Genomic DNA, 13,813 nt, shown 5'->3' with positions numbered 1-13,813 from the left:
ACGAACCCCATAAGTGGGACGCACTGGACGATGTAGTGGGGCATAGCGGCTCGACTCCACTTTTAAACTGGGTGGCGGAAAAGGAGCGGATCAGGGAGATCAGTTGGTGGAATGAGGTGGCGCAGGGCGTTGGATTACCGGTGGATGGGCAGGTTTATCACTTGCATCCGATAGGCATGCTTAGTTGCTTTGGTGCAGCCTCTGAACGTAAGTTAATAACTCGTGCCATGCTAAAAAAAGCGAGACCTGCTATAGAGAATTCTTATTGCGATGCAATACTTCCGATTTTAAATAAATACGCAAAATTATATAGTGTTGATACTTCTCTTAGAATTTCGCATCTGTTGGCGCAGGTTGGTCATGAAAGTGGGTTCAAGGTGCGGGAAGAGAACCTGAACTACACGCCAGTCCGCATGAGGAAAATTTTTGGCTGTCGAAACAATCAAGCTGGCTACGATGACTCAAAGGATGAGTGTGTTTCTTTTCCGAGGCTTCGCGCTAAGCTTTGGAGTGAGCCAGGTACGTATGCCAATAATCCGATTAATTTAGGCAGTTATGTTTATGCCAATAGGAATGGTAACGGAGATGAGGCAAGCCAGGAAGGATACAAGTATCGCGGACGAGGGATTATACAGCTGACTGGTAAAAACAACTATCGTGAGTATTCTCGTATTCATAATCAAAAAGATCCTTCCGATCCTAGGGATTTTCTGGATAATCCAGATTTGATAGTCACCGATTTGAAGTACGGGGTGGAGTCAGCTTTTGTCTGGTGGAGCATGAGTGGAATGAATGATGTGATTGACCGTTCGTTCGTGTTGAGGACTGAAGACGGAATTGTCGAACACGTTGCAGATATTTCGAGACGAGTGAATGGGGGCGTGATTGGGTTGGAGGAACGTGTTTCTCTCTTTAATGAGTTGCGGAGCATGGTTGAATTGGAGTTGAATTCATAATGGCTAAGTTTTTTTTATTCATGCTGATTGGATGCTCGGCGTCAATTTGTGCAGAAGGTAAGAGCTATTCTTTAAATCCAAGCTTTAATGATGTGGATGCAGTCGAGTTCGTGTCGGTGGAAGGTGAGCGTGGTCGAACTATAAGTGGGCGCCTGTCAGGCAAAAATGGAGTGCAGTACTATATTGCCGACGTGTGCGAGCCTGAGGGTGGGGAAGCCGAGCTAGTTGATACTTATACGGTAAAAGGAAAGAAGAGTTATTTTCTATTCACGTGTGCTTGGCTCGTTCAGCATTCTGGTATTGGTGTTCACGGAACTCAATATGAAACGTTTGTTTATACTCAGAAAAAACCTGGCTTAATCATAAGGCAAACAGAACTTTCTAGAAGTCTGTCTGGTTACGAAGGGCGTTTAGAGAGCGGAGGTAGAAGCCACTTTTGGTACTCAAAGCGCAAAATTGCTAGTGCGAAAATATTAGAGCTTGAGGCTGGAAAATTGATAGATTCTATAACTCTGGCGCTTAGCGTTGTTCGAGATCGCCTGAGTGATGCAGATGTAGATGCAATAAAGGCCTATCTTAGTTCTGAGCGAATCCAACAATTGCTTGTGGATTTTCCTGTCGGTAGGTCTACTGTAGTTGCGTACAATGATATTGGCTATGCCCTGGCGTTCGCTGGCGAGGAAGTTGAAGCGTATAAAATATTTAAAAGGGTAGAGGATGTTGCTCCTGGTAGGGTTGTTCTCAAATTAAATATCGCTGACGTGCTATGGTCGTCCGACAGAGAGCAGTCGACGGTATACTACAAGCAATATGTTAGTTTGATGAGGGAGGCGGGAAAGGAAAAGTTAATTCCGTTAAGGGTGATTGATCGTATTAACTCTAATTGATGTACTGTAATGGTTAGGGTTTTGCTTCGTGTTGCAGAAGCGGTGAGCCTGGAATTTTTGAGTGGCGTGTATTTTGAACGCGGCCGTGATGAAAAATTACGGCTGAAGAGCTGCGGGCGGCAATTGTTCTACCGGCGTGCGCGCGGTCGCTTTCAAATGATCATTACGAGGGGTGAGTGCACTTATAGTTGTTGCTTAGATATTAAATATTCTAGATGCGGGTGGGTTGGAAAGAGGGCGGTGTCAACTTTATATTGACTTGGGTTCGTGGTTTTGGTGCGGGTTGATATCGGGTCTGTAGGGGATGATGGCTCCACTGTTTGACGGATGTTAGTGCGCGAAATTTTTACATGGGTAAATAATTGAACTGATTCGGAAGCCAGGGAAGAGTATGAAAAACATAATCCGTATAGAGGACAAAACAACCGGCGGCGGAACTGTTCTATCAGGATCCACCGTCATGATTTTCAGAGGTATTGGCGCTGCCCGCAAGGGCGACCCGGTGGACTGTCCGATTCCAGGCCATGGTCGAACAGAGATTGCCGAGGGCCACCCAACGTTTCATGACCACGGCATTCCGGTCGCGTTTCATGGGCATCGTTGCGCGTGTGGCTGCACCTTGATTTCCTCTTTATTTCAGGCGAGTGCGAGTTAGTCATGCCGGTCAGATTGGATCAAGTCCCAGCGCCGTCGCCACGACCTTCGCGGCCTAGGTGTTGGCTTTGGTTAGGCCTACTGCCACTGCTGCTTTTGCTGTTTGGTGTGTGCGGGACGTTTTTGTTCGGTACTCAATCGTTACGCGAACATCCCGTGAATTTCTGGGGCATGGCTTTGGTGTGGCCGCTCTTGGGTTGGTGCTTACTGAGCTTCGGACGTGTGTTGCTGTATTTCGTTCAACAGCAGGTCGCTGATGGGTGGGATAAGGCACGTGAAGAGGATTTAACCCAAAAAAATCGACGTGGTCGGCGTGTGCAGCAGGTACTGGGTGTAAGTCTACACACAGCTTTAAGAGAACCGGATGGGTCGGTAACGACACTGCTCGGTTCCCTGCGCGGTGATGTCAAGGCGATCACGGCCCAGCTGTCCCGGAAAGGTCCAACGGTGCCGCGTCACAGCCGGATAGCAGGCGATGCGGATGACACTCCCGAGCAGGCGTTACTAAGGCTATTGAAGCAAATGCTTGCCGATTTGGTGCCAATTCTGAAACAGCTATCTGACGATGCTCCGTTGGCATTGCTGTTGGAGGTCGATAGTGCTTTGCAGGAACATGTTTGGAAGGACCTATGGCGCCAAGCATGGAGCGAATCCGGCATCCGCCAGCCCACTGTACCCGACGAAGGCAGTGGCCTGGCCGCACTGGACCAATGGCTCGATCAACGAATTGGCGACAAGGCGTCTTTGCTGGTGGTGGCTTTGCAGTTTGCACCGCAGCAGGCAGTAGGAACGGCTGAAGCGGCGGTCGGACTGCTTTTTGGCAACCGTCTGACGCAAACCGTCTTGCCCCCAATCGCCTACCTGCATCGCCCGGAGCAGGCGCGCGAGCCCAACACCGACGCTTTGCTTTGCGCCGCGCGCCAGGCATTGGATTGGGTGCCTCTCGACGCGCCATCGATCCAGCAAACCTGGCGAGTGGGAGTTGATGTGCGGAGAAATGAGGCGCTGAGCAAGGTCTTGGCGGCCGTGCCGCTCCCTGCGAAGAACAATCATGGCTTTTACAACCTGGACACCTCCCTGGGGAACCCGGGCAAAACATCACCGTGGCTGGCGATTGCCGCTGCGACGCAGACCATTCAGGGCGGCGCCGGGCCGCAATTCATCTTCAGCGGGAGCGGCTGCGTTGATGCAGGGCTCTGGAGCACGGTCTTGACGCCTGTGCCATCGCTTTCGAAATAGGAACTTCGAATGCAGACTCGACGTGTTGTGTGGCTGGGAGCTTTGGTCGTTGTACTGTTGTTGATCGGTACGGTGCTGGGTGTATTGGTCTGGCAGTACCCCGAGCTGGCTGGGCTTCGCTCTGATGATGATCGCCAAATCGCGGGCTTGTGGGTGATAGCGGTTACGACCTTGGTCCTGGTGATGTGCGCTGTGGGCTACCATTTTTTTGGGCACCAGTTGGGGCATTCGGCTTATCGGCAAGCGCAGGCGGATGATGTGCCCCGGCCTCGGCAGGCCGATCATTCTAAGCCCCTTGATAAAGACGCCGCGCAACGCCTTAGCTCGATTAGAAAGCAACTGTGGGCTCAATACGGCCTCTTCTGGCGCCAAAAAACCCGCCTGCTACTGGTCATCGGCGAGCCCGCCGAAATCGAAGCCCTCGCCCCAACCCTGACCAAGCACTTCTGGCTGGAAGGCCAACGTACCGTTCTGCTCTGGGGCGGCAGCGCCCAGGCGGCGTTGGATCAATCATTCTCCGAGCGCTGGAAAGGCCTGAGCCGCGGGCGGGCGCTGGACGGGGTGGTCTGGGCGCTGGATAAAAACCAGGCCGCCGACGATGCGGCAATGGGCGCGGGTGTGCGGCAGTTGCAACGCCTGGCCAAACGCGTTGGCTGGCAGTTGCCGCTGTACTTGTGGCAGGTCTGCGACAGCCAATGGCGTCAGGCCGGGCGCATGGCGCAACCGGTCGGCTGTCATTTGCCTGCTCGCTTTACGCCGGCGGTGTTGGAAAATGCGTTGACACGTCTGGTGGAGCCCTTGCGCCGCGAGGGCCTGGCGCAGATGAACGCGGTCATGAACCATGACTTCCTGCTGCGCCTGTCGCGGGATCTGCAAGACGAGGGCATTGCGCGTTGGTGTCACACCCTGGCGCCCCTGGCTGGCGGGTTGGCCGCCGGTGTGTCGTTGCGTGGGGTGTGGTTCAGTCTGCCGGTGTTGCCGATCAACAACATGCCCGAACATTTTTGGCCGGTGGATGGCGCCTGGCAGGGTGTGCTCGATGACAAGCCCCTCAATCATCGTCGATTCGGCTGGAGTGTGCCGCGAATCGGGTATGTGCTGGCCCTCGGCGTGGCCATGCTGTGGAGCGCAGGGCTGCTGTTGTCCTTTATCAGCAATCGCGCCCAGATCCAGCAGGTTCGAGCCTCGGTTGTGGCCTTGCAGCACGCTTCCCAGGCTGACGAACAGCTCCAGGCCCTCAACGAACTGGTCCGCGAATTGGCGCGCTTGGATGATCGCGTTCAACACGGTGCACCGTGGTACCAGCGCTTCGGCCTGAATCAAAACCCGGCGCTGCTGGAAACGGTGTGGCCGCGCTACGTCGAGGCCAACAACCGCCTGATCCGCGACCCGGCCGCCGCAAGCCTTCGTCAGCAACTCAGCGCGCTGGTCCGGCTGCAAGCGGATAACCCAGAGCGTGCCGAGCGCGCCCGCGAGGCCTATGACCCGCTCAAGGCCTACCTGATGATGGCGCGTCCGGACAAAGCTGATGCCGACTTGTTGGTCAAAACCCTGGGCAACGTTGAGCCCTCCCGCCCAGGAGTTCCGCCAGGTCTTTTGCAAACCTTGTCGCCCGCGCTTTGGCGATTCTATGCCGAGCACCTGGCCGCCAACCCGACCTGGCGCATCGAACCTGACGCGCGGCTGATCGCGCACGTACGACAGATCCTGCTGGGTCAACTGGGCCAGCGTAACGCCGAGGCCAACCTGTACCAGCAACTGCTCGATGACGCCGCCACTCACTATCCGGCCCTTGACCTGCACCAACTGGTCGGCGACACCGATGCCTTTGCGCTGTTTTCCAGCGACGCCAGCGTGCCCGGCGTCTTCACCCGGCAGGCGTGGGAGCGGCAGGTGCGCCAAGCCATCGATGACATCGCCGACGCCCGTCGTGAGGAAATCGACTGGGTACTCAGCGACAAACCCGCCGACATCGACACCCGATTACGCCCCGACCAATTGCGCGAGCGCCTTGCCGAGCGCTACTTCCAGGACTATGCCAGCGCCTGGCTGGACCTGCTCAACAGCCTGCGCTGGCAACCGGCAGCGAGCCTTGACGAGTCCATCGACCAGTTGACGCTGATGAGCGATGTGCGCCAGTCACCGCTGATTGCGCTGATGAATACCGTGGCCTATCACGCGCAGGCTGGCACTCGCACCGAGGCCTTGGTCGATTCGCTGGCGGCATCCGCACACAGGCTGATTGGCCAGGACAAGGTCCCTGTGCGCGAAATCAAGGACCCGCTGTCGGCGACCTTCGGCCCGTTGTTGGCGCTGCTGGACAAGAACAACACGGACGGCCTGAGCCTCCAGGCCTTCCTGACCCAGGTGACGCGAGTGCGCTTGAAACTCCAGCAAGTCAGCACCGCGCCCGACCCGTTGGAAATGACGCAGGCGCTGGCGCAAACCGTGTTTCAAGGCCGCCGTGTAGACCTGACCGACACCCAGGCCTACGGCAGCCTGCTCGCCGCCAGCCTGGGCGCGCAGTGGAGCGGGGCGGCGCAGACGCTGTTCGTGCAGCCGCTGGAGCAGGCCTGGCAGCGGGTCTTGCAACCGTCGGCCGCTGGCCTGAACAGCCAATGGCAGCGCTCCATCGTCAATCCGTGGAACGCGGCCTTCGCCAGTCGCTACCCGTTTGCGGCCACGGCCAGCGATGCCTCGTTGCCGATGCTGGGGCAGATGATCCGCGCGGATTCGGGGCGCATCGAGCAGTTTCTACAGCGGCAACTGAGCGGTGTATTGCGCAAGGAGGGCAGCCAGTGGGTCGCCGATCCACGCCACAGCCAGGGGCTGCGTTTCAATCCGCAGTTTCTCGGCGCCATCAACCACCTCAGCAACCTCGCCGATTTGCTCTACACCGACGGCGGCATGGGGCTGAGCTTCGAGCTGCAAGGCAAAGCCGTGCGCGATGTGGTGCAGACCACGTTCATCCTTAACGGCGACCGGCATCAGTACTTCAACCAGAAGGAAAGCTGGCAGCGTTTTCAATGGCCTGGCCACAGCGACTATCCCGGCGTAAGCCTGAGCTGGACCAGCGTGCATGCCGGCGAGCGCCTGTTCGGCGATTACCCCGGCACCTGGGGCCTGATCCGCTGGCTGGAAAACGCCCAGGTCACGCCGCTGGACGACGCTGACAGTCGTTATCGCCTGCTGCTCAAGGCGCCCGATGGCGTAAGCCTGACCTGGCACCTGCGCACCGAATTTGACGCAGGGCCGTTGGCGTTGCTCACGTTGAGAGGCTTCACGTTGCCCGCGCAGATATTTCTCAGCGAGCCCGACAGCCAGGCAGCCTACGCACAAAACGGGAGTTTCCCATGAGCCTTCGCACCTTGATCACCCGCTGCCTGGGCACCCGCGATGCCCTCTGCGTCGCCCACGAACAGGCCGACCACTGGCAACCCTGGCTGCAACCCATCAGCGCCGAGTTTCCCGTCGGCAAAGACCCTGGCTACGACGATGACTTCCAGCGCATGCGCGACGAAGTCAGCAAGCTCTCCGGTGCCGATGCCGGGCAGGTCGCCCAACTGGCGCAAAAGCTGCTTCACCAGAGCTGCAAAGATCTGCGTGTCGCCACTTACTACCTATGGGCGCGCTTGCACAAGGAGGGCGAAGTTGGGTTGGCCGACGGCCTCAGCCTGTTGGCCGCGTTGATTGAGCGATTTGCCGAAACGGTGCTGCCAGCCCGGCCCCAAAGCCGCAGGATGGCCCTGGAATGGTTGGCCAGCAGCAAGGTGCTGGACACACTGCTGCTGTACCCGGAAGTGGTCAAGGCTGAAGCCGAGCGTACCGCGGCGGCGCTTGCGTGGCTTGAGCGTGGTTTGAGTACATGGCCGCAGGGGCAAAGGCCAAACCTGGAACCGCTGTATACCGCCTTGTCCGCGCGATTGGCACAGTCCGGCGGGACTGAGGCGCTGGTGCCACAGAACACCGCCAGCCACGAGTCCTCGGCGCAAGCCAATGCCTTGCCCGTCACGTCGATCAAATCCGGACGCGACCTGCTCGACAGCGGTCGGGCCCTGGCTGTTTACCTGCGCGAGCAACCCTTGGGATGGCTGGCGGCTCATCGCCTGATGAAGAGCCTGCGCTGGGACACGGTGCATCAGGCGCCGCCTCAAGAGGAGAACAACCACACGCGGCTGACACCGCCGAGAGGGGACTATCGGGCACAGCTCAAGCGCTTGTACCTGCAACAGAACTGGGCCGAGTTGATTGATCAGGTCGAGCGGATTTATGCCGAAGGTGTGAACCATTTCTGGCTCGATCTGCAGTGGTACCTGTACCAGGCCTTGAGCAAACAACCTGCGCCCGAGAACGGTTGGGGCGATATCACCAAGCGCGACCTGGGCATGTTTCTCGAACGCCTGCCGGGGTTGGAGGTGTTGTGCTGGAGCGACGGGAGTCCCTTCGCGGACGAAACCACCCGCGAATGGATCGTCCAGCATGTCAGCGGCAACCGACCCCAGCCGTGGCTGCCCGTTACCTCGGTGGCTGCGGCGGCAGACAACGGCGACGTCCTGTCGCTGGAAGGCGAGGCCATCGCCCAGGCTGACAGTGACGGCGTGGACCATGCGCTCGCCTGGCTGGCCGCGCGCCCTGGTATCCACACCGGTCGCCAGCGCTGGCTGCTGCGCCTGCTGATGGCGCGGGTGGCCGAACAGTATGGCAAGAGCGACTTGGCCGTCCACCTGCTCGGGGAGTTGGACGCCACCGCGCAACGCCAGGCGTTGGGCGAGTGGGAGCCCGAGCTGAATTTCGAGGTCAAGGCGCGCCTGCTCAAGCTCTTGCGCGTGAAAGCCCAGCGCAACGACGCCGACAAACCCACCCTGGCGCGGCGCATGGAAACATTGCTGGCGGCGCTCGTGGCCATCGACCCGGTACGCGCCGCAGTGCTCTGCGGCTGACCCTCATACACAAGGAGCTTTTCTGTGAGCATGGACAATCTGACGCTGCACTACTTCGACGCCGAAATGCGCTACCTGCGCGAGGCCGGCAAGGAGTTCGCAGAGGCGTTCCCGGATCGGGCCGCACAGCTCAACCTCGACAAACCAGGCGCGCAGGACCCTTACGTGGAGCGCCTGTTCGAAGGTTTTGCGTTCCTGATGGGCCGCCTGCGGGAGAAACTCGACGATGACCTGCCGGAGCTGACCGAAGGGTTGGTCAGCCTGCTGTGGCCGCATTACCTGCGCACCATTGCGTCGCTGTCGGTGGTCGAGCTGGTGCCGGAACTGGCGCAGATGAAAGGCAGCGAGTTGATCGCCCAGGGTTTCGAAGTGCTGTCACAACCCATCGGGCCACACCGTACACGCTGCCGCTACACCACCACCCAGGACCTGACCCTGCGGCCACTGGCTCTGGTCTCGGTTGGGCGGGGCTTTGAGCCGGACGGCCGCTCAGTGTTGCGCCTACGTTTTTCCTGCGGCGCGTTGACCGACTGGAGCCAGATCGACCTCAGCCGACTGCCTCTGTACCTCAACGCCGATGCGCCCCTGGCCAGTGCGTTGCATCAGGCGCTCACCCTCAACACCCAGGCGATGCATGTGCGCTGGGCCGGCCACACCGAGCGCCAGCCCGTCACCGCGCATTTTGCGCCCAAGGGCTTTGCTGAAGAGGACCGGCTGTGGCCCAAGGGTGACAGCGCTTTCAGCGGCTATCAGCTATTGCTGGAGTATTTCAGCTTCCGCGAAAAGTTCATGTTCGTGACCCTGTGTGGTCTGGAGCACTTGCAGCTTGCCCCCGACACCGAGTGGTTCGAGCTTGAGGTGGTGCTGCGTGAACCCTGGCCCTCGACCTTCGAGCTGACCCGCGAGCACATCCGCCTGCACGCCGTGCCGGTGATCAACCTGTTCCCGCTGGAGGCCGACCCGCTGACCCTGGCGCCGTTGCAAACCGACTACCTGCTGCGCCCCATGCGCTTGCAGGATGGCCATATGGAGATCTATTCAGTGGACCGCGTGACCGCGTCGAGAAACGGCGAGCGCCAGGACTATGTGCCGTTCACCAGTTTTCGGCACAAGGGCGGCATGCTGCGCGATGAAGCGCCGGAGCGCTACTTCCATACGCGTCTCAAGCGCGCGGCGAATGGCCTGCACGACACCTGGTTGGTCCTGGGTGGCGAAGGCTTCGACAAAGACCGCCTGCTTGAGCAGGAAAATCTCTCGTTGCGCCTGACCGGGACTCACGGTCAGTTACCGCGCAAGGCCCTGCAAAGCGCGCTGCTCGATACCCCAGTGCAGTCCACTCAAACTGCTTTACGCGTGCGCAACCTGTGTGCGCCGACCTTGCCGTGCTATCCGCCGAATCGTGACCGCTTTCACTGGCGGGTGCTGAGCCACCTGGGGTCGAACTTCCTGCCGATGCTGGGCGATGCCGAGGTACTGAGGGGCACGCTCGCGCTCTATGACTGGACTGGCAGTGAGCTGAATCGGCGTCGCCTGGCCGCGATTGTCGAGGTCAGGCATCACCTGGTGCAGCGGTTCGAGAAAGGCTTTTTGCTGCGCGGGGTTGATATCGAAATCACCCTGGACGCCCATGGCTTTTCGGGGGAGGGCGACATCAGCCTGTTCGGCGAAATGCTCAACCGTTTCTTTGCTCTGTATGCCGATATTCATGTGTTCACCCAGCTCACGCTGATCCTGCAACCTACTGGAAAGTGCCTGCGATGGAACGAGAACCACAGTCAGCGTATTCCCGGCTGAAAGCCGTCGGTTTGCTGGACGCCCTGCAACCGCGAGTGGCCGAGGCCAATCTGTATCGGTTTTGCCAGTTGTTGGAGCAGGCGTTACCGGGGCAGCCACCTTTGGGCAGCACCGCGCATCCCGCCGACGATGCCGTGCGCTTTAGGCCTGATCCGGGCATGGGATTTCCGGCCAGCGAGTTGAAGGCGATCGAAATCGATGACGTATGCCCTGAGCGGCCAGCGACGGTACGCACACGCTTGCTCGGTTTGTACGGGGTCGACTCGCCGATGCCGACGGCATTTCTGGATGACATCGCGCAACGCCGGGAAGGTCATGCTGCGCTGCAAGCGTTCCTGGACATGTTCAATCACCGGCTGTTCACCCAGCTCTACCGGATCTGGCGCAAGTATTCCTACCCGGCAACGTTCGAAGCCGGCGGCACCGATGCAACTTCGCAATGCCTGTTGGGCCTGATCGGCCTGGGCATTCCCGGCACTGCGCGACAGATCGCTACGCCGGTCTCGCGTTTCCTGGCATTGCTCAGTGTGATGCGCCTGCCCACGCGCAATGCCGAAGGCATCATGGCATTGGTCAAGTTGCTGGCCCCCGACACCCAGGCGCAGGTGACTGCGCACTGGGCGCAACGCATTACGTTGGCGCACCCGGCCAGCCTTTCCCGACAACGTCCGGTGAGCTTGTCCCAGGGTATGCCGCTGGGCAGCGTCGGCCAGGACGCCAACAGCCAGCTGCGCCTGGCGCTCTATACCGACGACCCCCTGCAAGCCCGTGGTTGGTTGCCGGATGGCGAGTTGTATCGCGATTTGCTGGTACTGCTACGTGTCTACCTGGGTTGGCGATGCACGGTGAAATTGCAGTTGTCACTGCCGGTGCGCAGCCTGCCTTTACCGGTGCTGGGGCACGCGCCGATCCGGCTAGGCATGACCGGTGTGCTCGGGTGGCGCGGCGATGCCTGGCAGGCGCCGGTTGATGACAGCCTTTCGATCAACCTTGGCCGCTACCAGGGCCTTTCGATTAACCCGTGCAATAGGGAGACGCAGCATGTCGCGTACCGTTTCTAAGTCATTGATGCTGGCGGCGACTGCGCTGGCGCTCGCGGGGTGTGGCCTGGCGCAGACGGTGTCGGACGGCACGGCGTCGACTGCCAGGGCGATCTTCTACAAGCAGGTCAAAACCCTGCACCTGGATTTCAGCGCGCGCACCGCGTTGAACACCCAGACCCGCGACATAAGTGGGTTGTCGGTGCCGACTCTGATACGGGTGTACCAACTGCGCGACAACAAGGCGGTGGAGCTGGCCACCTACGAAGGTTTGCTGGCCGATGATGATCAACTTCTGGCGAGCGCGTTGCTGGACAAACGCTCGGTAGTGCTGAGGCCGGAGGAGGGGACGCAACTGAATGTGCCTATGGATGCGGACACACGGTTCGTCACGGTAGTGGCCTTGTTCCGAGACCCCGATACCCGGCTCAACACGTGGCGCCTGACCTTGGCGCGCGACGACCTGGACCCGGATCGGGCGCGGGTGATCGAGCTGGGAGACAACCGCCTGACGCTGCGGCCCCTGGGGAAGGACTGAGCCATGACCGAGCCCAACCCTTCGCTTTACGAACTGCTGCTGCAAAATTTCGAGGGTGAACTTGAACTGCATCGCGTGAGCGAGCAGGACCAGCACACCCTGTCCGTACTGGATAACGTGCAACGCATCCTAAACAGCCGCGCGGGTGCGCTCAGCCATCTGCCGGATTACGGGTTGCCGGACATGGGCCTGATCCTGCAAGGGTTGCCCGCCACCGCCCATGGATTGATCAGCACCATGACCGCCACTTTGCTGAAGTACGAACCGCGTCTGGCGGCGGTGGCGGTCGAACTGCTGCCCCAGACGTTGCCGGGGCATCTTGAATATGCCCTGGACCTGCAATTGAAAGACGGGCACCGCGTGAGCTTCGGCACCACCCTGGGCCCCGAGGGCAAAGTGCTGGTGCGTCACTTGAAGCGCGAGCAGTACCTGTCCAGGTCTTGAAGCGATAACGCAAGGGAAACTCGATGACGACAGTGTTTGGGATGGGTATTCAAGTGGGCGGTGATCCGCGCAGTTTCAGCGAATTCACGGACGTGCGCGATGAGCTGGCCAAGCTCGGCCATCCCGCCTGTCCGGATGTGGATTGGGTGAAGGTCGAGCGGTGGTGCATGAGGCTGTTCGAGCGCAACGGCGCAGACCTGCAAACCGCGTGCAACTACACCCTGGCGTGCGCCCAGCGTCAGGGTATGGAGGGGATGGCCCACGGCATTGCAATTATCCAGGCGTTGGTCAGCGAGTGGCCACATGTATGGCCGCCAATGGAGTCCTCCCGGCTCGACCTGTTGGGGTGGCTGTTCGATCAACTGCACGTACTGCTGCGCCGCGCGACAATTACGTCGTACAGCGTGCCTGTCCTGGCCCACTTGCACGCCGAGCTGGGCCGGTTGCAGCCACGCTTTTTGCCCCACGGCACGTTGCCGTCGCTCCAGGCGCTGCGTCAACAGGTCGGCCAGCGCTTGGAACAGCTCGGCTCATCCAGTGAAGCGCTACCGGTGCCATTGAGGGTGATAAGTCCGGCATTGATGACACCTGTCGTGATCCTGCCGCCTCCTGAAGCGCCGCTGCGGCGCCACCCACTACTGCCCTGGCTATTGGTATCGGGGCTTATCCTTGCCTTGTTTTCGATGTTCGCCTGGCGGACGTGGCTGGTGGTGCCTGAGCCTGAAACCCACCTGCCCGAACCGGTGCGACTGGACAGCCTGGCGCTGTTCGATGCCGGCAGTGCAACGCTGAAACCGGATTCCACCAACGTGTTGATCAACGCCTTGGTCGGCATCAAAGCCCGGCCGGGCTGGCTGATCGTGATTGCCGGGCACACCGATGCAACCGGTTCTGTCGAGCAGAACCAGGCCCTGTCCCAGGCGCGCGCATCCGCTGTGCGTGACTGGATGCAACGCATGGGGAGCATTGCCGACAGCTGCTTTGCCGTGCAGGGCGTTGGGGCCAGTCAGCCAATCGCCAGCAACGGCACCGAGGTCGGGCGTGCTGCCAACCGGCGTGTCGATATTCATCTGGTGCCGCAGAGGGGGGCCTGTGAAGATGTCACGTTGGCGCTGGAATAAACTGAACCCTCGTCGATTCCCCTTGTCCCCGCTTCCCATGTCACCCCCCACCCGCCAAATCCCTTAATTTCCCACCCCTACCGGAAGCCTCTTCAGGCCCCCGGCTGTGCCCGCTTTTTTCAAGGCGAGGCGCCCAGCGCATCCGATGCAAACGGCAGCTGAAAACGGACTTTTCTCCTTCACCGTGACTTACCAGGCAG

General features: G+C 59.7%; 11 protein-coding genes. All 11 read left to right on the top strand.

All coding sequences use genetic code 11. The features are described from left to right. Window positions 1-956: glycoside hydrolase family 19 protein (locus EJD88_RS18500; RefSeq protein WP_371926562.1), on the top strand; the 956-nt coding region annotated here is incomplete at its 5' end. After that, window positions 956-1,843, top strand: coding sequence for a tetratricopeptide repeat protein (locus tag EJD88_RS18495; RefSeq protein ID WP_099585143.1), 888 nt, complete (start codon window positions 956-958; stop codon window positions 1,841-1,843). The genes EJD88_RS18500 and EJD88_RS18495, both read left to right, overlap by 1 nt. Window positions 1,844-2,234: 391 nt before the next feature. Further along, the gene (locus EJD88_RS18490) at window positions 2,235-2,498 is read left to right on the top strand and encodes a PAAR domain-containing protein (protein ID WP_099585142.1); all 264 of its coding nucleotides are present in this window, start codon (window positions 2,235-2,237) and stop codon (window positions 2,496-2,498) included. A gap of 155 nt (window positions 2,499-2,653) precedes the next feature. Continuing rightward, a complete protein-coding gene (locus EJD88_RS18485) occupies window positions 2,654-3,736 on the top strand; it encodes a hypothetical protein (RefSeq protein WP_256674403.1) in 1,083 nt (360 codons plus the stop codon). Between the two features lie 9 nt (window positions 3,737-3,745). After that, the gene (locus EJD88_RS18480) at window positions 3,746-7,093 is read left to right on the top strand and encodes an ImcF-related family protein (protein WP_158878695.1); all 3,348 of its coding nucleotides are present in this window, start codon (window positions 3,746-3,748) and stop codon (window positions 7,091-7,093) included. Beyond that, window positions 7,090-8,676, top strand: a complete 1,587-nt coding sequence (gene tssA, locus EJD88_RS18475; protein ID WP_112194906.1) for a type VI secretion system protein TssA — start codon at window positions 7,090-7,092, stop codon at window positions 8,674-8,676. The genes EJD88_RS18480 and tssA overlap by 4 nt, the downstream gene beginning before the upstream one ends. Window positions 8,677-8,700: 24 nt before the next feature. Then, window positions 8,701-10,470 (top strand): type VI secretion system baseplate subunit TssF, encoded by a 1,770-nt coding sequence (tssF, locus tag EJD88_RS18470; RefSeq protein WP_158878694.1) that lies wholly within the window; start codon window positions 8,701-8,703, stop codon window positions 10,468-10,470. After that, window positions 10,434-11,531 (top strand): type VI secretion system baseplate subunit TssG, encoded by a 1,098-nt coding sequence (gene tssG, locus EJD88_RS18465; RefSeq protein WP_158878693.1) that lies wholly within the window; start codon window positions 10,434-10,436, stop codon window positions 11,529-11,531. Before tssF ends, tssG begins: the two co-directional genes overlap by 37 nt. Then, on the top strand, window positions 11,512-12,048 hold the full coding sequence (gene tssJ, locus EJD88_RS18460) for a type VI secretion system lipoprotein TssJ (RefSeq protein ID WP_158878692.1): 537 nt from the start codon (window positions 11,512-11,514) through the stop codon (window positions 12,046-12,048). Before tssG ends, tssJ begins: the two co-directional genes overlap by 20 nt. A gap of 3 nt (window positions 12,049-12,051) precedes the next feature. Continuing rightward, entirely contained in the window at window positions 12,052-12,492 is a 441-nt protein-coding gene (gene tssE, locus EJD88_RS18455) for a type VI secretion system baseplate subunit TssE (RefSeq protein ID WP_158878691.1), read from the top strand. 23 nt (window positions 12,493-12,515) lie between these two features. Then, a complete protein-coding gene (locus EJD88_RS18450) occupies window positions 12,516-13,613 on the top strand; it encodes an OmpA family protein (RefSeq protein ID WP_158878690.1) in 1,098 nt (365 codons plus the stop codon). Window positions 13,614-13,813 lie beyond the last annotated feature (200 nt).

The organism is Pseudomonas sp. PB105, from assembly GCF_009764655.1.
GTDB classification, from domain to species: Bacteria; Pseudomonadota; Gammaproteobacteria; order Pseudomonadales; family Pseudomonadaceae; genus Aquipseudomonas; species Aquipseudomonas cyclaminis.
The sequence above is the reverse complement of the archived record's forward strand: the minus strand, read 5'-3'. Positions and strand labels throughout refer to the sequence as shown.

Coding starts and splice junctions, on each gene's coding strand:
- EJD88_RS18490 (WP_099585142.1), top strand. CDS start 2,235: ATGAAAAACATAATCCGTATAGAGGACAAAACAACCGGCGGCGGAACT.
- tssE (WP_158878691.1), top strand. CDS start 12,052: ATGACCGAGCCCAACCCTTCGCTTTACGAACTGCTGCTGCAAAATTTC.
- tssG (WP_158878693.1), top strand. CDS start 10,434: ATGGAACGAGAACCACAGTCAGCGTATTCCCGGCTGAAAGCCGTCGGT.
- EJD88_RS18450 (WP_158878690.1), top strand. CDS start 12,516: ATGACGACAGTGTTTGGGATGGGTATTCAAGTGGGCGGTGATCCGCGC.
- EJD88_RS18495 (WP_099585143.1), top strand. CDS start 956: ATGGCTAAGTTTTTTTTATTCATGCTGATTGGATGCTCGGCGTCAATT.
- tssJ (WP_158878692.1), top strand. CDS start 11,512: ATGTCGCGTACCGTTTCTAAGTCATTGATGCTGGCGGCGACTGCGCTG.
- EJD88_RS18480 (WP_158878695.1), top strand. CDS start 3,746: ATGCAGACTCGACGTGTTGTGTGGCTGGGAGCTTTGGTCGTTGTACTG.
- tssA (WP_112194906.1), top strand. CDS start 7,090: ATGAGCCTTCGCACCTTGATCACCCGCTGCCTGGGCACCCGCGATGCC.